Annotated in this window: 22 protein-coding genes and 1 tRNA gene; 19 read left to right on the top strand and 4 right to left on the bottom strand. The window is 72.7% G+C overall.

Translation table 11 applies throughout. The features are described 5' to 3' along the window. Positions 1–2: 2 nt before the first annotated feature. Together ACIPJY_RS08210 and ACIPJY_RS08205 are read left to right on the top strand one after the other, a co-directional pair. Positions 3–404 (top strand): hypothetical protein, encoded by a 402-nt coding sequence (locus tag ACIPJY_RS08210; protein ID WP_400462758.1) that lies wholly within the window; start codon positions 3–5, stop codon positions 402–404. 32 nt (positions 405–436) lie between these two features. After that, positions 437–835 (top strand): hypothetical protein, encoded by a 399-nt coding sequence (locus tag ACIPJY_RS08205; RefSeq protein ID WP_400462756.1) that lies wholly within the window; start codon positions 437–439, stop codon positions 833–835. A 146-nt stretch (positions 836–981) separates the two neighbouring features. Here the strand turns inward: ACIPJY_RS08205 and ACIPJY_RS08200 are convergent, their stop codons facing one another. Then, positions 982–1254, bottom strand: a complete 273-nt coding sequence (locus tag ACIPJY_RS08200) for a DUF4031 domain-containing protein (protein ID WP_400462754.1) — start codon at positions 1252–1254, stop codon at positions 982–984. A 190-nt stretch (positions 1255–1444) separates the two neighbouring features. Between ACIPJY_RS08200 and rplU the strand changes: the two genes are divergently transcribed. The 15 genes from rplU to ACIPJY_RS08125 all read left to right on the top strand — a co-directional run bounded on the left by rplU (position 1445) and on the right by ACIPJY_RS08125 (position 17461). Beyond that, on the top strand, positions 1445–1753 hold the full coding sequence (gene rplU, locus ACIPJY_RS08195) for a 50S ribosomal protein L21 (protein WP_123653950.1): 309 nt from the start codon (positions 1445–1447) through the stop codon (positions 1751–1753). Between the two features lie 14 nt (positions 1754–1767). Further along, positions 1768–2019 carry a 50S ribosomal protein L27 gene (gene rpmA / locus ACIPJY_RS08190; protein WP_071298800.1) on the top strand — a complete coding sequence of 84 codons (252 nt, stop codon included), beginning with the start codon at positions 1768–1770 and terminating at the stop codon, positions 2017–2019. A gap of 101 nt (positions 2020–2120) precedes the next feature. After that, entirely contained in the window at positions 2121–3662 is a 1542-nt protein-coding gene (obgE, locus tag ACIPJY_RS08185; protein WP_400462750.1) for a GTPase ObgE, read from the top strand. Between the two features lie 7 nt (positions 3663–3669). Beyond that, on the top strand, positions 3670–4488 hold the full coding sequence (gene proB / locus ACIPJY_RS08180; protein WP_400462747.1) for a glutamate 5-kinase: 819 nt from the start codon (positions 3670–3672) through the stop codon (positions 4486–4488). Positions 4489–4674: 186 nt separating this feature from the next. Next, the gene (locus ACIPJY_RS08175; RefSeq protein WP_400462744.1) at positions 4675–5940 is read left to right on the top strand and encodes a glutamate-5-semialdehyde dehydrogenase; all 1266 of its coding nucleotides are present in this window, start codon (positions 4675–4677) and stop codon (positions 5938–5940) included. Positions 5941–5981: 41 nt separating this feature from the next. Beyond that, positions 5982–6182 (top strand): hypothetical protein, encoded by a 201-nt coding sequence (locus ACIPJY_RS08170; RefSeq protein WP_123653946.1) that lies wholly within the window; start codon positions 5982–5984, stop codon positions 6180–6182. A gap of 11 nt (positions 6183–6193) precedes the next feature. Next, entirely contained in the window at positions 6194–6793 is a 600-nt protein-coding gene (nadD, locus tag ACIPJY_RS08165; protein WP_123653945.1) for a nicotinate-nucleotide adenylyltransferase, read from the top strand. Then, complete coding sequence (locus ACIPJY_RS08160) at positions 6790–8208, top strand: hypothetical protein (protein ID WP_400462740.1); 1419 nt, start codon at positions 6790–6792, stop codon at positions 8206–8208. The genes nadD and ACIPJY_RS08160 overlap by 4 nt, the downstream gene beginning before the upstream one ends. A gap of 109 nt (positions 8209–8317) precedes the next feature. Further along, positions 8318–8707 carry a ribosome silencing factor gene (gene rsfS / locus ACIPJY_RS08155; protein ID WP_400462737.1) on the top strand — a complete coding sequence of 130 codons (390 nt, stop codon included), beginning with the start codon at positions 8318–8320 and terminating at the stop codon, positions 8705–8707. Between the two features lie 108 nt (positions 8708–8815). After that, positions 8816–8891 (top strand) — tRNA-Ala (locus ACIPJY_RS08150). Positions 8892–8970: 79 nt separating this feature from the next. After that, complete coding sequence (locus tag ACIPJY_RS08145; protein WP_400462734.1) at positions 8971–9891, top strand: aldose 1-epimerase family protein; 921 nt, start codon at positions 8971–8973, stop codon at positions 9889–9891. Next, on the top strand, positions 9870–11459 hold the full coding sequence (locus tag ACIPJY_RS08140) for an anthranilate synthase component I family protein (RefSeq protein WP_400462731.1): 1590 nt from the start codon (positions 9870–9872) through the stop codon (positions 11457–11459). The genes ACIPJY_RS08145 and ACIPJY_RS08140 overlap by 22 nt, the downstream gene beginning before the upstream one ends. Before the next feature lie 68 nt (positions 11460–11527). Beyond that, a complete protein-coding gene (locus tag ACIPJY_RS08135; protein WP_400462728.1) occupies positions 11528–12364 on the top strand; it encodes a hypothetical protein in 837 nt (278 codons plus the stop codon). Beyond that, positions 12361–13980 carry a DNA polymerase Y family protein gene (locus ACIPJY_RS08130; RefSeq protein WP_400462725.1) on the top strand — a complete coding sequence of 540 codons (1620 nt, stop codon included), beginning with the start codon at positions 12361–12363 and terminating at the stop codon, positions 13978–13980. The genes ACIPJY_RS08135 and ACIPJY_RS08130 overlap by 4 nt, the downstream gene beginning before the upstream one ends. Positions 13981–13993: 13 nt before the next feature. Beyond that, complete coding sequence (locus ACIPJY_RS08125) at positions 13994–17461, top strand: error-prone DNA polymerase (protein ID WP_400462722.1); 3468 nt, start codon at positions 13994–13996, stop codon at positions 17459–17461. A 31-nt stretch (positions 17462–17492) separates the two neighbouring features. Here ACIPJY_RS08125 and ACIPJY_RS08120 read toward each other — a convergent pair whose 3' ends face one another. Together ACIPJY_RS08120 and ACIPJY_RS08115 are read right to left on the bottom strand one after the other, a co-directional pair. Beyond that, the gene (locus ACIPJY_RS08120; protein ID WP_400462719.1) at positions 17493–18962 is read right to left on the bottom strand and encodes a sensor histidine kinase; all 1470 of its coding nucleotides are present in this window, start codon (positions 18960–18962) and stop codon (positions 17493–17495) included. 20 nt (positions 18963–18982) lie between these two features. Then, a complete protein-coding gene (locus tag ACIPJY_RS08115; protein ID WP_243564346.1) occupies positions 18983–19660 on the bottom strand; it encodes a response regulator transcription factor in 678 nt (225 codons plus the stop codon). 194 nt (positions 19661–19854) lie between these two features. Here ACIPJY_RS08115 and ACIPJY_RS08110 point away from each other — a divergent pair, with 194 nt between their 5' ends. After that, entirely contained in the window at positions 19855–20193 is a 339-nt protein-coding gene (locus ACIPJY_RS08110; RefSeq protein WP_400462715.1) for a hypothetical protein, read from the top strand. A 142-nt stretch (positions 20194–20335) separates the two neighbouring features. Here ACIPJY_RS08110 and ACIPJY_RS08105 read toward each other — a convergent pair whose 3' ends face one another. Further along, a complete protein-coding gene (locus ACIPJY_RS08105; RefSeq protein WP_400462712.1) occupies positions 20336–21403 on the bottom strand; it encodes an aromatic acid exporter family protein in 1068 nt (355 codons plus the stop codon). Between the two features lie 80 nt (positions 21404–21483). Between ACIPJY_RS08105 and ACIPJY_RS08100 the strand changes: the two genes are divergently transcribed. Continuing rightward, positions 21484–22728, top strand: a complete 1245-nt coding sequence (locus tag ACIPJY_RS08100; RefSeq protein ID WP_400462709.1) for an aminoglycoside phosphotransferase family protein — start codon at positions 21484–21486, stop codon at positions 22726–22728. Positions 22729–23012 lie beyond the last annotated feature (284 nt).

Below are 23012 nucleotides of genomic sequence, written 5' to 3'. Positions count from 1 at the left end.
GCGTGAGCGGTCCGGAGCAGCGTCCGGGAGACGGTCGCGGGTACTACGGCGCCGGATGGCACCAGCCGCAGCCGCAGCACCAGCAGCAGCCGCAGGGCGGTGGGTACGGCACCGGTCCGTACGCACCCCCGCGGCCGCCCCGCGCTCCCCGGGTGCCCGGTGACCCGACCAGGGCGTTCGCTCCGGGTGCCTCGGCGTCCGCCGCTGCGGGTGCGGCGATCGCGGTCGTCGCGGTGCTGGCGATCCAGGCGGTGGCCGGACTCGTCGGCATGGTCGGCACCAGCATGTACATCGGCCCCTTCGGCTCGTACGGCGGGCAGAGCGTGGTGCTGAGCTTCGCGACGGCCGTCTTCCTGGCGCCGTTCCCGTTCTACGCGGGTGCGTTCCTCGCGCTGGGGTTCTGACGCCGATCACCCGTCGCAGCCCGCTGCCCGTCGTGCTCCTCCGCGCCGTGCTCGGTGGGGCTGCCGGCACGCTCGCGCTCGCGCTCGTCGGGGTCTTCACGGGGGCGTACGCGGCCGTGGGTGCCGGGCCGCAGCGTCTGGTCATCGACGTGGTGACCTCCCCGATCCAGCGCGGCATCCCGTTGACGGCGATGCTGCTCGCGACCGCCACGGCCACGTGGCTGTGGCTCGGACGCCCGCGCGGTGCTCGCGCAGGGGTCGGCGCCGCCGGGCACGCGGGTGGTGCCCGCCCGGGTGCTCCCGGGACCCCCGGCACGGTCCGTCCGGCCGACGCGGTCCCGCCGACGAGCTTCGGGCCTCCGCAGCACGCGCAGCAGCAGCCGCCGCAGCAACCGCCGGCGAACCCGTGGGCCCCGCCGCCCGCACGCTGAGCGCTCTCGCACGCTGAGCGAGCCCGCGCGCTGAGCATGCCCGCATCCTGAGCATGCGCGCCCGACCGGGGCGGGGCTGCACTGGGCCCCGTCCCGGGACCGCAGCGTGCCTGGCGGAGGCGACCCCGGCCTCCCGGCAGAGTCCGTCAGTGCGCGCGCTTGTCGCGCTGCGCGACCCGCAGACCGCTCGCGATGAGCCGCAGGACGAGCTCCCGACCGGTGACCGGCGTTGCCCCGAGCGACACGAGTTCCTGGTACCGGGACAGGGGCACGTCGTAGTGGTCGTGGTCGAACGCACGGCGCGGCACACCCGCACGTGCCGCGAAGTCGTGGAGTTCCGCGTACGATAGGTCACTGACGAGGTGCGACCACACGGTTTCGTGTGCGGGCCACGTCGGCGGGTCGATCAACACGGTCACTCAGACATGCTACGTGCGTGTCGCCGTTTGACCGGACCCATGCCCATCGAGTATTCTCGATCCCTGGTGTCACTGTGCGGTCTGGTCAATCGGCCCTGCTGCCTGTGTCGCCGATCACCGGTTCCGACCGGCCCGATCGCGCCTGGGCACCCGAGACTTCCCTCAAGCAGAGTTACGTAAGGATTTCCACGTGGTTTACGCAGTAGTGCGCGCCGGCGGCCGTCAGGAGAAGGTCGAGGTCGGCACGATCATCACCATCGATCGCGCCAAGGCCGATGACAAGGGCAACATCGAGCTCGCGCCCGTGCTCCTCGTGGACGGTGACAACATCACCTCCGCCGCGACCGACCTGGCCAAGGTGACCGTCACCGCCGAGGTGCTCGAGGACCTCCGCGGCAAGAAGGTCATCATCCAGAAGTTCAAGAACAAGACCGGTTACAAGAAGCGCCAGGGCTTCCGCGCGGAACTCACGCGCGTCAAGGTCACGAAGATCGCGTAAGGCGGGAGTAGACAATGGCACACAAGAAGGGTGCGAGTTCCACTCGCAACGGTCGCGACTCGAACGCACAGCGCCTCGGCGTGAAGCGCTTCGGTGGCGAGGTCGTCAACGCCGGTGAGATCATCGTCCGCCAGCGCGGCACGCACTTCCACCCGGGCGCGAACGTCGGTCGCGGTGGCGACGACACGCTGTTCGCCCTGGCCGCCGGCTCGGTCGAGTTCGGCACCAAGGGTGGCCGCAAGGTCATCAACATCGTCAACGCGTAAGCGATCCCGACGAAGCACGTTCTTGGAAGAGGGGCAGGCCGAGCGCCTGCCCCTCTTTCTCATTCCTGCACGGCTCCATTCCTACGAAAGAGTGACACCCGATGGCGACGTTCGTCGACGACGTGATCCTGCACCTCAGCGCGGGGAACGGCGGCAACGGCTGCGTGTCCGTTCGTCGCGAGAAGTTCAAGCCGCTGGCCGGCCCGGACGGCGGCAACGGCGGTGACGGCGGCGACATCGTGCTCGTCGCCGACCCGCAGGTGACGACCCTGCTCGGGTACCACCGGTCGCCGCACCGCTCCAGCAAGAACGGCCAGCCCGGCATGGGCGACATGCGCAGCGGCATCTCCGGCGAGGTCCTCGAACTCCCGGTGCCCGTCGGCACCGTGGTGTACGAGGAGAACGGCGACCTGCTCGCCGACATGACCGAGCCCGGGATGCGCGTCGTCGTGGCCCAGGGTGGTCAGGGCGGACTCGGCAACGCGGCCCTCGCCACGACCAAGCGGAAGGCCCCCGGCTTCGCGCTGCTCGGCACCGAGGGCGAGGGCGGCGACGTCCGGCTCGAGCTCAAGACCATCGCCGACGTCGCACTCGTCGGGTACCCGAGCGCCGGCAAGTCCTCGCTCATCGCCGCGATCTCCGCCGCGAAGCCGAAGATCGCCGACTACCCCTTCACGACCCTCACGCCGAACCTCGGCGTCGTCGAGTCCGGTGACGTCCGCTTCACGGTCGCCGACGTCCCCGGCCTGATCGAGGGCGCGTCGGAGGGCAAGGGCCTCGGGCTCGAGTTCCTCCGCCACGTCGAGCGCTGCGAGGTGCTCCTGCACGTCATCGACTGCGCGACGCTCGACCCGGGCCGAGACCCGATCAGCGACCTCGACGTCCTGCTCCGCGAACTCGAGCGGTACCCGGTGCCCGAGGGGCAGGTGCCGCTCCTCGAGCGCCCGCAGCTCATCGCGCTCAACAAGATCGACGTCCCGGACGCCGCCGAGCTCGCCGCGTTCGTCACCCCCGAGCTCGAGGCCCGTGGCTACCGCGTGTTCCCGATCTCGACCGCGTCGCACGCCGGGCTCCGCGAGCTCTCGTTCGCGCTGGCCGGCATCGTCGAAGAGGCCCGCGCGGCCCGGGCGTCCGAGCCCGTCGCCGAGCGGATCGTCATCCGCCCGAAGGCGGTCGACGCCAAGGGCGGCTTCACGGTCAAGGCCGAGGGCGGCGAGGAGCACCGCTTCTACCGCGTCCGCGGCTCCAAGCCCGAGCGCTGGGTGCAGCAGACGGACTTCGAGAACGAGGAGGCGATCGGCTACCTGGCCGACCGGCTCGCCAAGCTCGGCGTCGAGGACGGCCTCTTCAAGGCCGGAGCCGTCGCGGGGTCGACCGTCGTCATCGGCGGCGAGGGCGGCATGATCTTCGACTGGGAGCCGACGCTCACGTCCACCGCCGAGCTCATCACGAGCGCCCGCGGAACGGACGCCCGCGTCGACATGAACATGCGTCCGACGCGCAACCAGCGCCGCGAGGAGTACTTCGAGCGCATGGACGCCAAGGCCGCTGCCCGTGCCGAGCTCGAGCAGGAGCGCGTCTCCGGACTCTGGGCGGACGACGAGGACAGCGACAGCGACAGCGACAGCGACAGCAGGGACTGAACCGGGCATGACCGACACGACGAACCGCACCGCGCTCGGCACCGTCCGGGAGCGCGCGGACATCCCGCGTGCCCGCCGGATCGTCGTGAAGGTCGGTTCGTCGTCGGTCAGCGGCGAGAACACCGGCCAGATCGGCGCGCTCGTCGACGCCCTGGCCGCCGCGTACGGCCGCGGCACCGAGGTCGTGCTCGTCTCGTCGGGTGCGATCGCGACGGGGTTCCCGTTCCTCGGACTCGAGGGGCGCCCGGACGACCTCGCCACCCAGCAGGCGGCGGCGGCCACGGGGCAGAACGTCCTGATGTTCCGGTACCAGCAGCAACTGGACCGGCACGACGTCGTCGCGGCCCAGATCCTGCTGACCGCCGGGGACCTGCAGAACCCGACGCACCGGGTGAACGCGCAGCGGGCGATCGACCGGTTGCTCGCACTGCGTGTCCTGCCGATCGTCAACGAGAACGACACGGTCGCCACTCACGAGATCCGCTTCGGCGACAACGACCGGCTCGCCGCGCTGGTGGCGCGGCTGCTCGGCGCCGACGCGCTCGTGCTGCTGTCCGACGTCGAGGCGCTGTACACGCGGCCGCCAGAGCTGCCGGGAGCCACCCGGATCGACGAGGTCCCCTTCGGCGACGAGCTTGCCGGGGTCACGTTCGGGTCCGTGGGAAAGTCCGGGGTCGGTACCGGGGGAGCCGGCACAAAGGTCGCGGCCGCTCGGCTCGCAGCCGAGGCCGGCACGTCGGTGCTGGTGACGGCGACCGCGCTGGTCGAGCAGGCGTTGGCCGGCGACGCCGTCGGGACCTGGTTCCACGCGGCGCCGCGTCCCTGACGGACGTCGCGTTCCGGCGGGGTCGGTCCGCACGCGGCCGGGAGGCTCGGCTCGCCCGGTCCTGTCGGCTTCCTCCGGCGCGCGGTCGCGCGGTCACGCTCCGTCACGCGGTCGCGGGGTCGCGGGGTCGCGCGGTCGCCGGGTCACGCTCCGTCACGCGGGGGAGCGCCGACCTAGAATCGAGCCATGTCGCTGACCGCACCCGCACCGACCCTCACGGACAAGCTCGTCGCGTCCCGCGCTGCCGCGGCATCGCTCGCGACGGCCACCACGGCGGTCAAGGACGGTGCGCTCCGCGCCATCGCGGCAGCGGTCCGCGCCGCGACCGACGAGATCGTGGCCGCGAACCACGGTGACCTCGTCGCGGGTGAGGACAGCGGGCTCTCGGGCGGCCTGCTGGACCGGCTGCGGCTCGATCCCGCCCGGATCGAGGCACTCGCGGTCGCGGTCGAGCACGTGGTGGGCCTCACCGACCCGGTCGGGCAGTCGGTGCGCGGCTCCGTGCTGCCGAACGGACTGCAGCTCTCCCAGGTCCGGGTGCCGTTCGGTGTCGTCGGCGCCGTCTACGAGGCGCGCCCGAACGTCACGGTCGACATCGCCAGCCTGGCGCTGAAGAGCGGCAACGCGGTGGTGCTCCGCGGAGGATCGGCGGCCGAGCGCACGAACGCGGTGCTCGTCGCCCGGCTCCAGGACGCCGTCGAGTCCGTCGGGCTCCCGCGTGCGGTGGTGCAGACGATCGACGAGTTCGGGCGTCAGGGCGCGACCGAGCTGATGCGTGCTCGTGGTCTCGTCGACGTGCTCATCCCGCGGGGCAGCGCGTCGCTCATCCAGACGGTCGTCACCGAGTCGCAGGTCCCCGTGATCGAGACCGGGGCCGGCGTCGTGCACGTCTTCCTCGACGAGTCCGCGCCCCTCGAGCGCTCCGTCGACATCGTCCTGAACAGCAAGGTGCAGCGCCCGAGCGTCTGCAACGCCCTCGAGACGCTCCTGGTGCACCGTTCCGCCGCCGAGCGCCTGCTCCCGACGCTCGCGGCCAGGCTCCGCGCCGCCGGGGTGACCCTCCGCGGCGACGACGAGACCCGGGCGATCGTCCCAGGGGTCCTCCGGGCCACGGACGTCGACTGGGCCACGGAGTCGATGGACCTCGACCTGTCGATCCGGGTCGTCCCCGACGTCGACGGCGCGATGGCGCACATCGCGAAATGGTCGACCCACCACACCGAGTCGATCGTGACGAACGACGTCGACACGGCCGAGCGGTTCATCGCGGCGGTCGACTCGGCGGTCGTGATGGTGAACGCGTCGACGCGGTTCACCGACGGCGGCGAGTTCGGCTTCGGCGCCGAGGTCGGCATCTCCACGCAGAAGTTGCACGCACGTGGGCCGATGGGGCTGCCCGAACTGACCAGCACGAAGTGGGTCGTGCGCGGACAGGGACAGATCCGCGGCTAGACTGGTCCGCAGCCTTCCTCGACCGATCGGAGCATCGCACCATGACCCTCCTCGCTGAAGCCGCCGAGCACGCCTCGTCGGTCCCCGCGTTCATCTTCCCGGTCGTGGCTGCCGCGTTCTTCGCGTTCCTCGGGTTCGTCACGTGGTCCTTCCGTGACGTCGCGTACCGCCACTCGAACAAGTTCGAGGCCACCCGCACCCACGAGACCGGTGTGGACGAGTTCGGCCACACCAAGATCTGACGCACTGCTCGATGCTCGAGAGCTCGGGTCGGCCGCGCATCGGTGTGATGGGCGGCACGTTCGACCCCATCCACCACGGTCACCTCGTGGCCGCGTCCGAGGTCGCGAAGTCGTTCGACCTCGACGAGGTGGTCTTCGTCCCCACCGGACAGCCCTACATGAAGTCCGGCGTGACCGACGCGGAACACCGCTACCTGATGACGGTCATCGCGACCGCGTCGAACCCGATGTTCACCGTGAGCCGTGTGGACATCGACCGTCCGGGCCCGACCTACACGGTGGACACCCTCCGGGACCTGCACGACCAGCGGCCCGATGCCCAGCTCGTCTTCATCTCCGGCGCAGACGCCGTCCAGCAGATTGTCGACTGGAAAGACCATGATGGTCTCTGGGACCTGGCGCACTTCGTCGCCGTGACCCGTCCAGGGCACAACTTGAGCATCACCGGACTGCCCGAGCGAGACGTAAGCTTGCTCGAAGTCCCCGCGCTGGCCATATCGTCGACCGACTGCCGCGACCGGGTGAAGCGCGGGAACCCCGTGTGGTACTTGGTCCCCGACGGTGTCGTCCAGTACATCACCAAGCACCATCTGTATCGGAGCGTTGCATGAGTCCGTCCGACGCGCAGCCGCCACTGTCGCGGCGTCAGGCGCGCGAGCGCGAGCGCGCGGCCTCGGGCGGCGCGCAGCCCGTGACCCCGCCGCCGACCGTGCCCTCGACCTCCCCGGAGCCCGGCGTCCGCCGTCGCCCCGGCTCGCACGTCGCGCCGGCAGCTCCGGCACCCGCGCAGTCCGGCGCTCCCGCGCAGGGCTCCGTGCCGGTCCAGCTGCCCTCGGGCGGCGTCCCCGAGCAGCCGCCCGCATCGGCGACCGAGATCGTCCCGGGCACCGGTGGCCTCACCCGTCGCCAGATCCGGCAGATGCGGGAAGCCGAAGGACAGGGCGTCCGCCCGGTCCCGCTGCAGAACCCCACGCCGCAGTCCTCCGACCGCACGGTGCAGGACGTCCTCGGGACCGTCGCCTCGCTCGAGGACGACGACGAGCAGACCACACCGCCGACCGCACCGGCCGGGTTCGCCGGACCGAGCGTGCCGACGTCCGTCCCGGAACCCCACGCCGCGCCGTCGGACTGGCAGGAGCCGACCCCCGAGATCACCCAGCTCGACGAGGCCGCGGTCGAACAGGCCACCTCCGCCGACGGGTCCCCGGACGCGCTCGAGCCCCTCGAAGAAGCCGCAGCGCACGCCGAGGAACCGCGCCGACACCGGTCGACCTGGGCGCCGCAGTCCGCAGAGGACGCCGCACCGAGCAGCGCCGACGCGCAGCCCGACACCGCCGCACCGACCGACACTGCTGCGCCCTCCGCTGCCGTGCCGCCGGCACCGACCGCCGCCGCAGCCGCCACCCCCGGTGTGTTCCCGCTCTCGCTCGACGCCCAGGACGACGACACCAACGAGGTCCCGGTCCAGAGCGCCCCGCAGCCCGACGACGCCCCGGGAGTCGCGTTCCGTCGCGCCCCCGAGCCGAAGCCGCTGACCACCGCGTTCGAACCGCCGGTCGGGCACTGGTCCACGCAGGCGCACGACTCGCACGACACCGAGGTCCACGACGAGGAGACCGGCACCCGCCGCATCGCCGAGACCCGGACGAACGCGATCATCCTGCCGAACTCCGCCCTGGCCGACCCCACCGGTGCGCTGAACGCCACCGGCGAGGTCATCCTCACCGGCTCGATCGACCTGCCGGCCTCGCTGTCCTCGACCGGCTCGCACCGGCCGATCGACGGCGCCGAGGTCGACCGTCTCCTCGAGCAGCACGACGAGCAGCCCGAGACCGACGCCAGCCCCGTGCGCGCCAGCCGCGCCGTGTCCAGCCACACCTCGACCCGTCAGGTGGTGCTCGCGGCCGCGAAGCCGAAGGAGTCACGCGTGCCGGTCGTGCTCGCCGTGACCGTCTGCGGCGTCTGCGTCGCCGCGGCCGCCGTCATCGTCGTCGCCCTGGTGTCGACGAACTTCTTCGGCGGCTGACCCGCTTCCCCGGGGTCGCGCACCGCACCCCTCCCTCGCCGCCGTCGGTGGCGTGGCTTATGATCGTGTCCGATCCGGCACCGTGCTGGATGACAACCGGAAGGACTCCGTGACCGCCTCCACACGCGCACTGGAACTCGTGCAGGTCGCCGCTGGTGCGGCCGACGCCAAGCAGGCCGAGGACCTCGTGGCCCTCGACGTGACCGGCCCGCTGCAGCTGACCGACGTGTTCCTGCTCGCCACGGGGCGCAACGAGCGCAACGTGATGGCCATCGCCGACGAGGTCGAGGACCGCATGCTCCAGGCCGGCGCCAAGACCCTCCGTCGTGAAGGTCGGAGCGAAGGCCGCTGGGTCCTCATCGACTTCGGTGACGTCATCGTGCACGTCTTCCACGAAGAAGACCGCCAGTACTACTCCCTCGAGCGCCTCTGGTCGGACTGCCCGACCATCCCGCTCGACGTGGTTGCTGCTGCGTCCGCAGCCGAGCACTCGGCGTAGCTTCCGACGCGCCCGGGGTGCGGTTCCGATTTCGTTCCCCGGGTCGGCGATGGTGTACGCTTCTATGGTGCCTCCGGGAAGCCGGAGTCACGGAAGCAACAACGACCTGGGTCTGTGGCGCAGCTGGTAGCGCACCTGCATGGCATGCAGGGGGTCAGGGGTTCGAGTCCCCTCAGATCCACCAACGAAGCCCCGCTCTTCTCCGGAAGCGCGGGGCTTCTCCGCGTCCGGAGGCCTGCCGAGCCGTTCGCTACGCTGAGCCCATGAGCAACGACGCCCCGCTGTCCGGAACGCAACTGACCATCGCCGCCGCCGGGTACTCGGCCGAGATCGCGACGGTCGGGGCGACGCTCCGGAGCCTCCGGCACCAGGGCCGCGACCTCGTGGTGCCGTTCGCCGCCGACGAGGTCCGCCCGGTGTTCCGCGGCGCGGTCCTCGCCCCGTGGCCGAACCGCGTGGTGGACGGCCGGTACACCTTCGACGGCCAGGACCTCGAGCTCGCGCTCACCGAGCCCCGGCGCTCGCACGCCCTGCACGGCCTGGTCGGCTGGACGGACTTCGACGTCGAGTCCGTCGCGCCGGACCGCGTGGTCCTGACGACGACGATCGCGGCACAAGAGGGGTACCCGTTCCGCGTCGTCGTGCGCGTGGAGTACCGCGTTGACGAGCAGGGCCTGCACACGACCGTCACCGGCACGAACACCGGGGACCGTCCGGCGCCGTGGGGGACCGGCCCGCACCCGTACCTGTCCGCAGGCGCGGGCACCGTGGACGACTGGACGCTGACGCTGCCCGCGGCCGAAGTGCTCGAGGTCACCGAGGACCGGTTGATCCCCACGGCGCTCGTGCCCGTGCACGACGAGTTCGACCTGCGGACGCCGACGCTGATCGGCTCGCGGTTCATCGACCACGCGTTCACCGGCTTCGATCGGCAGGGCGACACCGCGGCGATCACCCTCACCGCGGCGGACGGCCAGGGTGTCCGGATGGTCTTCGGTGACGAGTGCCCCTGGGCGCAGGTCCACACCGCCGACCACGTCGTGCCGGAGTACCACCGCGCCGGCCTCGCGGTCGAGCCCATGACGTGCGCGCCCGACGCCTTCAACGGGGGCGCCGAGCGCGGACTCGTCGTGCTCGACCCGGGCGCCTCGTACCCCGCATCGTGGACGATCCAGGCGGTCTGACCCCGCGGATCGCGTCTCGTCGGGTCGACGGGATCGACCTGCGCGGGCTCGCCCTGGCGCAGCGGGGCGACGTCGTCTGGCTCGACTCGGCACTGCCGTCCGGCGCACCCGCGCGTGCCCACGCCCGGGCCCGGTGGTCGATCCTGGCCCCGTGCGACGGCCCCTTCGCGGTGCGGTTCCGGCACGAGGACCGGGCAGCCGTCCTCGACGTCTCCGTGCCCGCGCGGCCGTGGTTCGGTGCCGGTCGGTCCGAGCACCGACCGGCGTTCACGGTGCTCGCCGAGCTCCTCGCCGCCACCCCGGAACTGGACGAGCCCGTCGCGGGGCTCGGGTTCGCGCTCGGCTGGGTCGGGTTCCTCGGGTACGAGCTCGGTCGGGAGTCCGGTGGGCCGGACCGGACCGCAGACGGTCACGCCGACGCCGACCTGCGGTTCGTGGACCGCGCCGTCGTGGTCCGTGACGACGGTGCAGCGTGGGCGCTCGCCCTCGAGGTGGACGCGGAACCGGACGCGACGCGCGCGAACCGGGCATGGCTGGACTCCGTGACCACGCTGGCAGCGGCCACCGACGTCCGCGAGGTGCCCCCGAGCCTCCCGTCCGGTGTGGTGGCGACCGGCCGCGTCACGCGGGCCGCCCACGAGTCCGCGGTCGACGCGTGCCGAGCGGAGATCCGGGACGGCAACGCGTTCCAGGTCTGTCTCACGACCGCCTTCAGCCTGCCCGGCGTCGGGTGGGAGGCCGGGGTCGCCCCCGGCGCGGACCCGCAGCTCGACGAGTACCTGCGGATGCGGGTGGCCGACCCCGTCCCGTTCGGCGCGTACCTGCGGCTCGGCCCGCTGCGCGTGGCGAGCCGCTCGCCGGAGCGGTTCCTGCGGATCGACGCGGACGGGTCCGTCCTGGCCGAGCCGATCAAGGGGACCCGGCGGCGGCTCGCCGACACCGCCGCGGACGCGGCGGTCCGGGACGAGCTCGCGGCGAGCGTCAAGGACCGCGCGGAGAACGTGATGATCGTCGACCTGCTGCGGAACGACCTGCTCCGGACGGCGGTGCCGGGGTCGGTGCACGTCGACCGGTTGTGCGACGTGGAGACCTACGCGAGCGTGCACCAGATGGTGTCGACGATCGGTGCGTCGCTGCCGTCGGGGACCTCGCGCGCGGACGTGGTGCGTGCGGCGTTCCCGCCGGGGTCGATGACGGGTGCACCGAAGATCAGCGCGATGGCGATCGCGGACCGGCTCGAGGGGGCGCCGCGCGGGGTGTACTCGGGGGCGATCGGGTACTTCTCGGCGAGCGGGGCGGTCGATCTGTCGGTGGTGATCCGCACACTGGTGACAGTGGTCGGTGCTGGTGCTGGTGCTGGTGCTGGTGCTGGTGCTGGTGCCGGTGCTGGTGCCGGTGCTGGTGCTGGTGGGTTCGGGCTCGGGCTCGGTGGTGCCGTGGTCCGGTCGCGGTCGCTCGGGGCCGGTGGGGCCGTGACGTGGTCGTCGGTGGCCGCGGACGAGGCGACCGAGGTCGAGACGAAGACCCGCTCGGTGCTCGGCAGCCTGGGGGCCGTTGCCCACTGGTGACCCTGATCGAACACGTGTTCGACCCGGTTGTCCACACGATGTCGGTGCCGATTGACATCATCGAACACATGTTCGAATATGAGGGGATGCAGACGGCGACAGCACTCCGGTCGCCCGGCCCGGACCGGGTCGGGCGGACCCCGGGTGCGCGCGCTGCCGTCGCTCGTCCTGCCGCTCCCGACCACCTCGGTGACGCCCGCGCGGCGCTCGACCGCATCACGTCGCTGCGTTCCCGGGTGGCCGACATGGAGTCCACCCGGGTGGACACCGCCGGGTTGCCGACGGCGCCGGCGCTCGAACCCCTGCTGCCCGGTGGCGCGATCCGTGTCGGTGGCACCTACGCCGTCCCGGAGTCCGTGCTGCTCGCGATGACCATGCTGCAGGCGGCTTCGGCGGCCGGTGCGTGGTGCGCGGTCGTCGGGGTGCCGTCCTTCGGGGTGGAAGCCGCGGCGGCCGCCGGGATCGACCTCGAACGACTCGTGCTCGTGCCCGACCCGGGGGACCAGTGGCTCGCGGTGACGGCAGCCATGGCCGACGTCGCCCAGATGGTCCTGACCCGGCCGCTCGGTCGGGTCGTCCCCGGTGACGTCGCACGGCTCTCGGCGCGGCTGCGGCAGCGTGGCAGTGCCCTCGTGGCGCTGGGCTCCTGGCCCGGTGCCGACGTCACGCTGCGGGTCACGGCGTCGGAGTGGAGCGGGATCGGCCAGGGACACGGCCACCTGACCGAGCGACGGGCGACCGTGACGGCCACCGGGCGTGCCGGTGCGGTGCGCCCGACGACCGCCGAGCTGCTGCTGCCCGCCGCGGACGGCGCGGTCCGGGCGGCGTCGCCGGTGCCGGCCCGGCTGCCGGGCGACGGCCACGGGTTCCGCAGGGACCTCCGCCCCGTGGCGGTGGCCTCGTGATCGCGTCGGGGCGCGTCCGCGCGGACGCGGTCGCCCGCGGGGGTGCGCTGCCCGAGCCGCCACCCACCCGGACCATCGTGCTCTGGTGCCCGGACTGGCCGGTCATCGCCGCGGCCCGTGCTGCCGGCGCACCACCGGAGCAGCCGTTCGCCCTGATCGTGAAGGGGCTGGTGTTCGCATGCTCGGCCTCCGCCCGACAGGACGGCGTCGTCCGTGGGCTCCGCGTGCGGGAAGCCCAGGCGCGCTGCCCGGGGCTCGTCGTGCAGCCCTACGACGACGCCCTCGACCACCGGGCGTTCGAGCCGGTCATCCGCGCCGTGGAAGCCGCGGTCCCCGGGGTCGAGGCCGTGCGGCCCGGCACCCTCGCGCTGCGGTCCAGGGGGCCGGCGCGCTACTACGGCGGCGAGCGGGCCGCCGCGGCGACCCTCGCGGGGATCGCGGCCGACCACGGCGCCCCCGCGGTGCGTGCCGGGGTCGCGGACACCCCGTTCGCGGCGGAGCAGGCAGCACGTGCCCGACCGGGGCGCCCGGGGGAACGCGTCCGGATCGTGCCGGTGTCGGGCTCGGCGGACTTCCTCGCGCGGCTGCCGCTCGGGGTGCTCGGGGACCCCGACCTGGCATCGGTGCTCGACCGCTTGGGCATCGTCACGCTGGGGCAGTTCGCCGCGCTCGGCGACGAACAGGTGCGTGACCGGTTCGGAGTCGCCGGGGCGTTCCTGCACCGGTTGGCCGGCGGACGCGACCCGCGGGAGATCTCGGCACGCGACGTCCCGCCCGAGCTCCGCACCGAGGCCTCCTTCGAGCCCGCACTCGACCGTGCCGACCAGATCGCGTTCGCGTTCCGCCGGTCGGCCGACGACTTCGCCGCACGGCTCCGTGCCGCCGGGCTCGTCGCCACGAGCATCCGGGTGGGCATCGTCGACGAGCGGGACATCCTGCTCGAACGCACCTGGACGCACCCGCGCTGGTTCGACGCCGCGGACGTGGTGGACCGGGTGCGCTGGCAGCTCGCCGGCGGCGTCGACCCGACGGGCCTCGAAGCGCCGGTGACCTCGGTCGTGCTCGAGCCGGTCGCGGTCGACGACATGGCGAACCACGAGCGCGGGCTCTGGGGCTCGGGGCCGGACGAACGCGTGCACCACGGCCTCGCCCGGGTGCAGGGCATGGTCGGCCACGACGGCGTCGTGACCCCGCGCATCGGCGGCGGACGCACGCTGTCCGAGCGGATGGTGCTCGTGCCGTGGGGTGACGCCCCGCCCGCCGACCTCGCCGCCGTGCGGGACCGACCCTGGCCGGGCAGACTCCCCGGGCCGCCGCCGGCCACCGTGCTCGAACGGCCCCGACCGGTGGACGTCGTCGCCGGGGACGGCGGCAGCGTGGACGTCGACGACCGCGGGGTGCTCTCCGGGGCGCCCGAGCGGTTCCGCGCCGAGGGGGACCGCGGTGGCCGGTTCGCTGCCGTCACGGCCTGGGCGGGTCCCTGGCCGCTCGTCGTGCGGTGGTGGGACGCGGGCGGCCGCCGACTCCACCGCCTGCAGCTCGTCGACGCCGAGGGACGGGCCTGGTACCTGGTGCTCGCGGACCACCGGTGGTGGGCGGAAGCCGTGGCGACGTGAACGGGGGAGCCTGATGGGCTACAGCAACCCACCCATCCCGTGGTCGCAGTTCGAGCGCGCCCTCTCCGACAAGCGGAGCCCGGGCACGGCGACGGACGGCGACGGCGGCGACAGCCCGGCGTGGTCACGGAAGCGTGCGCCGTACCAGCCCGCCGGGCTGCCGGACGGCGAGACCGGACCGGTCGTCCCGTACGCCGAGCTGCACGCGCACTCGACCTTCAGCTTCCTCGACGGCGCCAGCCAGCCGGAGCACCTGTTCGAAGAGGCGGCACGGCTGCGGTTGCACTCCCTCGCGCTCACCGACCACGACGGCTTCTACGGTGCCGCCCGGATGGCCGAGGTGGCAGAGGCCTACCCGAGCGTCGGCACGGTCTACGGCACCGAGCTCTCCCTCGGGCTGACCGAGCCGCAGAACGGTGTCCCCGACCCCGAGGGCTCGCACCTGCTCCTGCTCGCCGACGGCCAGGACGGCTACCACCGGCTCGCGGGCGCGGTGACGAGCGCACACCTCGCCGCGGGGTCCGAGAAGGGCCGGCCGCGGTACGACCTCGACGACCTCGCCGCACGCGCGGACGGCCACTGGCGGGTGCTCACGGGGTGTCGCAAGGGCACCGTGCGCCAAGCCCTCGAGCAGGGCGGCGAGTCCGCGGCGGAGACCGCCGTCCGGGCACTGCTCGACCGCTTCGGCACCGGGAACGTCATCGTCGAACTGCTCGACCACGGCGACCCGCTCGACAGCGCCAGGAACGACGTCCTCGCGGCGCTCGCGGCGAAGCACGCGCTGCCGGTCGTGGCGACGGGGAACGTCCACTACGCCACCCCTGACCGGTTCCCGGTGGCGACGGCGCTGGCCGCGGTCCGGGCCAGGCGGAGCCTCGACGAGATCGACGGCTGGCTGCCGGCGGCGGACACCGCGCACCTGCGTTCCGGCGCCGAGATGGCCAGGCGGTTCGCGCGGTACCCGGGGGCGATCGAGCACACCGTCACGCTCGCCGACGAACTCGGGTTCCAGCTGAAGACCGTCAAGCCCGGGCTGCCCGACCTGGACGTACCGGACGGGCACACCGCGATGTCCTGGCTCCGGGAACTCACCTGGGACGGTGCGCGCCGGCTGTACCCGGGCAGCGCCGACGGCGTCGACCCGCACAAGCGGGAGCGCATCGAGCGCGAACTGTCGGTGATCCAGGACAAGAACTTCCCCGGCTACTTCCTGATCGTGCGGGACATGGTGCAGTACGCCCGCGGGCGGGGGATCCTCTGCCAGGGTCGGGGTTCCGCGGCGAACTCGGCGGTCTGCTACCTGCTGCAGATCACCGCGGTGGACTCGATCCGGTACGGGCTGCCGTTCGAGCGGTTCCTCTCCGCGATGCGCGACGAAGAGCCCGACATCGACGTCGACTTCGACTCCGACCGGCGGGAAGAAGTGATCCAGTACGTCTACGACAAGTACGGCCGGTACAACGCCGCGCAGGTCGCGAACGTCATCACGTACCGGCCCAAGGGCGCCGTGCGGGACATGGCGAAGGCGCTCGGCCACAGCCCGGGGCAGCAGGACGCCTGGTCGAAGCAGGTCGAGCGGTGGGGGTCCGTGACCGAGAGCGAGGACCACGACATCCCCGCTGGCGTCGTCGGGCTCGCGAGCGACGTCCTCGGGTTCCCGCGGCACCTCGGCATCCACTCCGGCGGCATGGTGCTCACCGACCGCCCCGTGGGGGAAGTCGTGCCGATCGAGCACGCCCGGATGGACGGCCGCACCGTGCTGCAGTGGGACAAGGACGACTGCGCCTACATGGGGCTCGTCAAGTTCGACATGCTCGGGCTCGGGATGCTCGCGGCGCTGCAGTACTCCTTCGACCTCGCCGCGGAGCACTGCAGGGAGCGCTGGGAGATGCACTCCATCCCGAAAGAGGAACAGGGCGTCTACGACCAGCTCTGCCGCGCCGACACGATCGGGGTGTTCCAGGTGGAGTCCCGCGCGCAGATGGGCACGCTGCCCCGGCTGTTGCCGCGGCGGTTCTACGACCTCGTGATCGAGGTCGCCCTGGTCCGCCCCGGACCGATCCAGGGCGGCGCGGTGCACCCGTACATCCGACGGCGCACCGGCGAGGAACCGATCACGTACATGCACCCGTCGCTCGAACCCGTGCTCGAGCGGACCCTCGGGGTGCCGCTCTTCCAGGAACAGCTCATGCAGATGGCGATCGCGGTGGGCAACTGCTCCGGCGACGACGCCGACCTGCTCCGGCGGGCGATGGGGTCCAAGCGCGGCCACGAGAAGATCGACCGGCTCCGGGACAAGCTCTACGCGGGGATGGCGGAGAACGGCATCCACGGCGAGGACGCCGACGCGATCTACGCGAAGATCCAGGCGTTCGCGAACTTCGGCTTCGCGGAGAGCCACTCGATCAGCTTCGCGCTCATCGTCTACGCCAGCGCGTGGATGCGGCTGCACTACCCGGGGGCGTTCCTCGCGGCGTTGCTCCGGGCGCAGCCGATGGGGTTCTACTCACCGCAGACGCTCGTCGCCGACGCTCGTCGGCACGGGGTCACGGTGCTCCGGCCGGACATCCTGCGCTCCGGCGTGGACGCCACGCTGGAGCCTGCCGGTGCCGGTGCCGGTGCCGGTGCCGGTGCTGGTACCGGTGCGGGTGCCGGTTCCGGTTCCGGTGCCGCCGGGTTCGGGGACGACGCCTGTCTCGCCGTCGAGCAGGACCCCGTGCTGCCCTTCGACAAGGCCCGCCCCGACGACACCGCCCGACACCGTCGCGACGGGGCGTTCGCGGTCCGGCTCGGCCTGGCCGAGGTCGCGTCCCTCGGCCGGAAGAGCGCCGAGCGGATCGTCGCCGAGCGCGATGCGAACGGGCCGTTCGCCGACATGTCCGACCTCGCCCGTCGGGTCGGGTTGACGACGGCGCAGCTCGAGGCCCTCGCCGCCGCGGACGCGTTCGCCCCGTTCGGCGTGGACCGCCGGGGTGGCATGTGGTCCGCCGCGCAGGCCGCGGCGGAGCGGGCCGACCAGCTGCCGGACACGCAGGTGGTCGTGCAGCCGCCGCTGTTCGGGCAGATGACGAGCGGCGACGTCCTCATCGCGGACATGTGGTCGACGGGCATGACGACCGATGACCACCCGGTGCGGCACGTGCGGGACCGGCTCGTCGCGAAGCGGGTGCTGAGCGTGGCGGACCTCGCGACGGCGGAGACGGGCCGGCGGATCGAGGTCGGCGGCATCGTGACGCACCGGCAGCGACCCGCGACGGCATCGGGGATCACGTTCATGAACGTCGAGGACGAGACCGGCCTGGTGAACGTGATCTGCAGCGTCGGGGTCTGGGGGCGCTACCGCCGGGTGGCGCGTGAGTCACCGGCGGTGATCGTGCGGGGGATCCTCGAGCGGTCACCGGACGGCGTGGTGAACGTGGTCGCGGACCGCATCGAGCACCTGTCCCTGTCCGTCCGGACCCGCTCCCGGGACTTCCAGTGACCGCGGCGGGCGGGGCACGGTCCTGTGCGGGCTACTCGGCCTGGGGGATGCGCACCGTGACCTCGAGGCCACCGGAGCGGACGTTCCGGAGGGACGCCGTGCCTCCCGCGCGTTCGGCGACCGCCCGCACGATCGCGAGCCCGAGGCCGGAGCCGCCGGGCACCGGGATCCCGCCGGTCGCCGGGTCCGGGTTCGGCCGCGACTTCCGGGCTTCGTCGGGCCGGGTGAACCGGTCGAAGGCCACCGGCACGAACGACTCCGGCACCCCGGGGCCGTCGTCCGTGACCTGGAGCTCCCCGGTGTTCCCCGAGGTCCGCCAGGTCACCAGGATCCCGCCGCCCCGGGGCAGCGCGGCGACCGCGTTGCCGGCGATGTTCGTCACGAGCTGCGCCATGCCCCCGGTGTCCAGCCGGTACCGCGGCTCGTTGGTGCCACCGCCGATGCCCGGACCGGAACCGCCGACGGCGACCGGCGGTTCGAGGTCGAAGTCGACGGTGACGTCCTTCGCGCTCGCGATGAGCCGGACGCGGTCGACGGCAGCCATCACCTCGTCGCCGAGGTCGGACCACGCCGTGAGCGGTCGCTGGTCGCCGTCCTCGGAGCGTCGCTCGGACTCCTCGATGCGGGACAGCGTCAGCAGGTCGTTCGCCAGGCGGGACAGCCGCGCCACGTTGTTCTTCGCCCGCTCGATGTGCCCGGCGAGCGCGGCGGCGTCGTCGGCGTCGAGCGACGCCAGGTCGAGCTGGGTCGTGAGGATCGCCAGGGGCGTGCGCAGCTCGTGGCTCGCGTCGGACACCATCTGGCGTTCACGCTCGGTCGCCTGGCGGGTCCGGGCGAGGAACGCGTTGAGGGTCGTCGCCAACGAGGCCAGTTCGTCCTGCGCCGGACCGACCGGCAGCTCGGCGCGCTCCGGTGCGACGGAGAGCCGTTCGGCCTCGCGACGCATCCGGTTCACCGGGCGGAGCGCTGCGGTCGCGAGCACCCACGATGCGATCCCGAACGCGACCAGGATGGCGAGCCCGGTGATCGAGAGCGTCGTGGTCAGGTCGTCGACGACGATGGCCTCGGCCTGCGAGTTGCGGGCGGCCACCACCGTCCACCGACCGGCGCCGTTCACCGGGTGCTCGACGACGACGCGGTACTGGGAGCCCGACACGTCGATGACGCTCGTGCCCGCCGAGGTCGTGGTCAGGCTGCCGAGTGCCCGCTCGACGCGGGACGGCATCGTGGACAGCACGATGTCACCGGCGGGGGAGACCACCGCGACGAGCTGCGCGTTGCCGGGCGGGGACAGGTCGGGGTCGCTGTCGACCTCGAGCGTCGCGACGTACGGGTCGGCGTCGGCGTCGAGCAGGGTCCTGGTGGCCGATGCGACGACGCTGACGACCTGGAACCGCATCACCAGCACGAGCAGGACGATCACGACCGCGGCGATCGCCGTCGACCCGATCGTGATGCGCGACCGGAGCGAGAGCAGTCGGAGCGGTCTGACGAAGCGCATCGGTGCGACGGGTGTCGGCGTCAGGAGCCGAGCAGGTCGAGGCGGTAACCCCGGCCACGCACGGTGGCGATGGCGACGGTCGCCTCGTGCGACGTCAGCTTCTTGCGCAGGTACGAGATGTACTGCTCGACGACGTTCGGGTCGACGTGCTGCGAGCCGTCCCAGACCTCTTCGAGGATCTTCGGACGGTCGACCACGGTGCCGACGGACCGTGCGAGCAGCCGGAGCAGCGCGAACTCGGTCGGGCTCACGGCGACGCGCTGGCCCTGGATCGAGACGCGGCGCGCCTCGGAGTCGATGGAGACGTCGCCGACCTCGATCGTGCGCGGGGCTCCGGTGGCCTCGCGACGACCGAGCGCACGCAGGCGTGCGGTGAGTTCGGCGAAGGCGAAGGGCTTCGTGAGGTAGTCGTCCGCGCCGGCGTCGAGCCCGAACACCCGGTCGTCGACGGCGTCGCGCGCGGTGACGAGCAGGATGCGCACGGGGTCCTCGCGTTCGCGGATCCGTCGTGCGAGCTCGAAGCCCGACATCCCGGGCATCATCACGTCGACGACCGCGAGGTCGAACGCCTGTTCTCCGAGCGCGATGAGCGCCTCGACACCGTTCTCGACCGCGGTGACGCGGTACCCCTCGGCAGCGAGTCCGCGCTCCATGAGGGCGCGCATCTCGTCGTCGTCCTCGACCACCAACAACCGCATAGTGGACCTCCTGCGACCCATCGTGGCATCGAACCGCGTCCAGAGGGTGCACCGACGGGCATCCTGACTGAATCTCGTCACAGCGACCGTGGGACGTCTGCCCCGCGATCGAGGGACGTGAGCACTGCTTGCTTCGTTGATAGGCTCCCGGCCGGACGCTGTACCCGACAGAACGTCCTGTCTCTGGGGGACCCATGAACGACCAGCCGGACCACCCGGCCATCATCCGCCTGCGCGCCGAACTCGACGCCGCGTGGAAGGGCATCGGTGCCCTGGGGCAGATGGACCCCGATCGCCGTGCGCGGATCGTCGCGGAACTCCGCGCTGCCGTGCCGGACGTCGCGAGCCGCGCCGCGCGCGAGGTCGGTCAGCAGGCCGTGGTCGCCGAGATCGCACGGTTCGCCGATGCCGACGTGGTCGCCTCGGACCCGATGGTGCCGACCCGGACGATCTGGGGCGAGATCGTCGGCCGGGCTGCCGAGGCCGCGACGGCGTCCCACGACTCGGTGGCGCGAACCTGCGCGGGGAGTTGAACCGCGCGTAGGGGGTCGGAAGGAACGACCTCCCACGCGCGGAACGCCTTCCCATTGCGCGTGGTCTGGGAAGGAACCCGCACCCGCACCGCCCGCGCGCGCCCGCAACCGCCCGCACCCGCCGGGTGCCCGCGGCAGGGCGTCAGTCGTCCTCGCCGAGGAGCTCCTCGCGGACGCGCCGGATGTCCTCGAGCAGCGCGCCGATCAGGATCCAGTGCCGCGAGTTCGGCCGGATCACCTCGAGCGGCGCCGTGAGCGACGACTCGGGCTCCGCGTCGTGACCGGGGTCGTCCGGTGCGGCAACGGGCTCGCCGGACGACGGCCCCTCCACCCGTGCGCCGAGCGCACGGAGGTCCGCGCCGATCCGCGCGACCTCCGTCGCGATCCGCCCCACCATCGGGTCGGCGCGGAGGTCCGGCGCGGTGTTGTCCCGGATCGCCCTGGTCATCCCGGTGACCCGGGTCACGAGGACCCGCAGGTGCTCCGCGACGACGACGTCCCGCTCGAGGATCGTCCGGTGCCGCCCGCCGCGGGGGTTCATCGTGAGCGACTCCTGCGCCGACGTCAGCGCCGCCTCTGCCCTGGCGTGCTGCTGCCGGAGGGCCCTGGCGCGGACGAGGGCATCGTGCCACCGGTCGTGGTCCCACCCCTCGGTGAGCCCGATCGCGACCCGCTCGAACGCCACGGCCGTGTCGCGGGCGAGCCGCGCGACGGAGAGGTGTGCCGGCCGGAGCAGCACCGGCGGGACGATCACGGCGTTCACCACGAGGGCGACCGCGGCGCCGAGCACGGTCTCGAGGATCCGGTCCGCCGAGTAGTTCGGCGTGACGACCCCGGCGGTCAGCACGAGCATCCCGCTGATGCCGACCTGCGTCGCGGAGGTGGGGGTGAGCCGGAGCGCCCACGCGATGAGGATCGCGACCACGATGACGAGCAGCACGACCCAGACCGAGTCGCCGAGCAGGAAGTGCAGCCCGGTCGCGAGCAGTACCCCGAGGACCACCCCCGCGCTCCGCTCGAGCCCCTTCACGAACGACTGGTTGATGCTCGGCTGCACGACCAGCAGCGCGGCGATCGCGGCGAAGGTCGGGAACGGCCCGTCGATCACGACCCGGCACAGCAGTACGGCCGCGACGACCGCCACCGCGGTCTTCACGACCTGCAGGAACGGCGTGCGGCTCGAACTGCGGAGGCGCGCGACCGGGTTCACGTCGTCAACGCTAGCCACCGGACGCACGCCGAGCCGTGCACGAAGGCGACGAAACCCCGCCGACACGGTTGACTGGTCTCGTGTGGCCGAATCACGAGCGAGTCATCCCTGAGGCCTTCGTCGGCTCCGGGACCACCGTCGTGGCCGCACGGGCCCACTCGGTGGAGCCCTCGGGCAACGGCTACCTCTACGGCTACGAGGTCGACACGGTCGACCGGAACGGCCAGCGCGCCACCGTCCTGACCTACGTGGACACCGGCGGCACCCACGACCAGAACAGCGCGCTCGTCACCGACCCGGCGACGAACGAGCCGGTCTCGGTGTGGGCGTACCCGAACGACCCCGGCCTGCCGGTGCTGCCGCAGGTCACCTACCGCGACGCCGTCGCCGAGCTCCTCACCACGCTCGGCATGCCGGTCACGAACCCGACGCTGACGGTCGCGGCGTACCGGCCGGGCAAGCGCGCCGTGGTCCGGGTCGACGCGCCGGAGGGCACGCTCTTCCTCAAGGTGGTCCGGCCGCACCGCGTCGCGCCGATCGTGAAGACGCACGAGCAGTTCGTCGCCGCCGGCCTCCCGGTCCCGCGCGTGCTGTCGAGCCGGGGCGACGGGCTGCTGGTGCTCGAGCGGATCCGGGGCGTGCCGGCGGGCAGCCGCATCCTCGACATCGCCGACGATCCCCGGTTCGTCGCCTCGCTCGCGGCGCTCACCGGACGCATCGCGACCGTCCCGATGACGCAGCAGGCCCGAGCGGACGCGATGGACCACGCGGACTGGCACCGCAGGACCCTCGTCGCGGCGCTGCCGCAGGACGCGCAGCAGATCGACGAGCTCTACGACGCGATCGGCCGCCGGTCGATCGGCTGGGCCGCGGCGACGAAGCAGGTCGTGCACGGTGACCTGCACCTCGAGCAGGTCTTCGTGGACGAGGCCGAGCCGTGGCGGATCTCGGGGCTCCTCGACATCGACACGGCCGGGTGGGGCTACCCCGTCCGCGACATCGGCGCGGTCGTCGCGCACCTGGTCGTCACCGGGCTCTGGCACCGGTCGCGTGGCGACGCCGACCGCGGGGCGGCCGCGGAGCGGCTTGCCGACGCGATCGCCCGGGACTGGGCGGCCCGGAACCCAGGCGAGGCCGAGCGCATGGGACCGGCCATCGGGGCCCAGCTGCTGGCCCACGCCGGAGGCCAGGCGACCACCGGCTCCGCGAACGGGATCGCCACCGCGGAACAGCTGCTGGAGGCGACACGCGCCGCGCTCGCGGAACCGGCCCCGAGCCTCCCGTCCGACCTGACGGCGCGTCCGCGGTCCGCACCCCGCGTCTGAGACGCACGTTCCAGCCCATACCGCGCGCGCTGGGAGGCGGGATCGCGCGTCGGGGGTCGGAAGAAACGGCCACCAACGCGCGTTTCGACAAGCGACGCACGGAACCACCGACGGTGCGGACGGGAGGCCCGACTCGCGCGGGGTGCGTCGACTCGCCTCCGTCGGTGGTCCGGGAGTAAACTGAGCGTGCACGCACCGCGTGCTCGCGCTTCGCGTCGATTCCGGACGCGATCAGAGCCCCTGGGCCGGAGCGAGCACCGGGTCCGCGACCGCGCCGGGACGAC

Origin of the sequence: Curtobacterium sp. NPDC090223 (genome assembly GCF_044746585.1) — a bacterium.
Lineage (GTDB): Bacteria > Actinomycetota > Actinomycetes > Actinomycetales > Microbacteriaceae > Curtobacterium.
This window is presented reverse-complemented; position numbering and strand designations above follow the sequence as displayed.

Coding starts and splice junctions, on each gene's coding strand:
- rpmA (WP_071298800.1), top strand. CDS start 1,768: ATGGCACACAAGAAGGGTGCGAGTTCCACTCGCAACGGTCGCGACTCG.
- obgE (WP_400462750.1), top strand. CDS start 2,121: ATGGCGACGTTCGTCGACGACGTGATCCTGCACCTCAGCGCGGGGAAC.
- proB (WP_400462747.1), top strand. CDS start 3,670: ATGACCGACACGACGAACCGCACCGCGCTCGGCACCGTCCGGGAGCGC.
- ACIPJY_RS08175 (WP_400462744.1), top strand. CDS start 4,675: ATGTCGCTGACCGCACCCGCACCGACCCTCACGGACAAGCTCGTCGCG.
- ACIPJY_RS08170 (WP_123653946.1), top strand. CDS start 5,982: ATGACCCTCCTCGCTGAAGCCGCCGAGCACGCCTCGTCGGTCCCCGCG.
- nadD (WP_123653945.1), top strand. CDS start 6,194: ATGCTCGAGAGCTCGGGTCGGCCGCGCATCGGTGTGATGGGCGGCACG.
- ACIPJY_RS08160 (WP_400462740.1), top strand. CDS start 6,790: ATGAGTCCGTCCGACGCGCAGCCGCCACTGTCGCGGCGTCAGGCGCGC.
- ACIPJY_RS08145 (WP_400462734.1), top strand. CDS start 8,971: ATGAGCAACGACGCCCCGCTGTCCGGAACGCAACTGACCATCGCCGCC.
- ACIPJY_RS08135 (WP_400462728.1), top strand. CDS start 11,528: ATGTTCGAATATGAGGGGATGCAGACGGCGACAGCACTCCGGTCGCCC.
- ACIPJY_RS08125 (WP_400462722.1), top strand. CDS start 13,994: ATGGGCTACAGCAACCCACCCATCCCGTGGTCGCAGTTCGAGCGCGCC.
- ACIPJY_RS08120 (WP_400462719.1), bottom strand. CDS start 18,962: ATGCGCTTCGTCAGACCGCTCCGACTGCTCTCGCTCCGGTCGCGCATC.
- ACIPJY_RS08115 (WP_243564346.1), bottom strand. CDS start 19,660: ATGCGGTTGTTGGTGGTCGAGGACGACGACGAGATGCGCGCCCTCATG.
- ACIPJY_RS08110 (WP_400462715.1), top strand. CDS start 19,855: ATGAACGACCAGCCGGACCACCCGGCCATCATCCGCCTGCGCGCCGAA.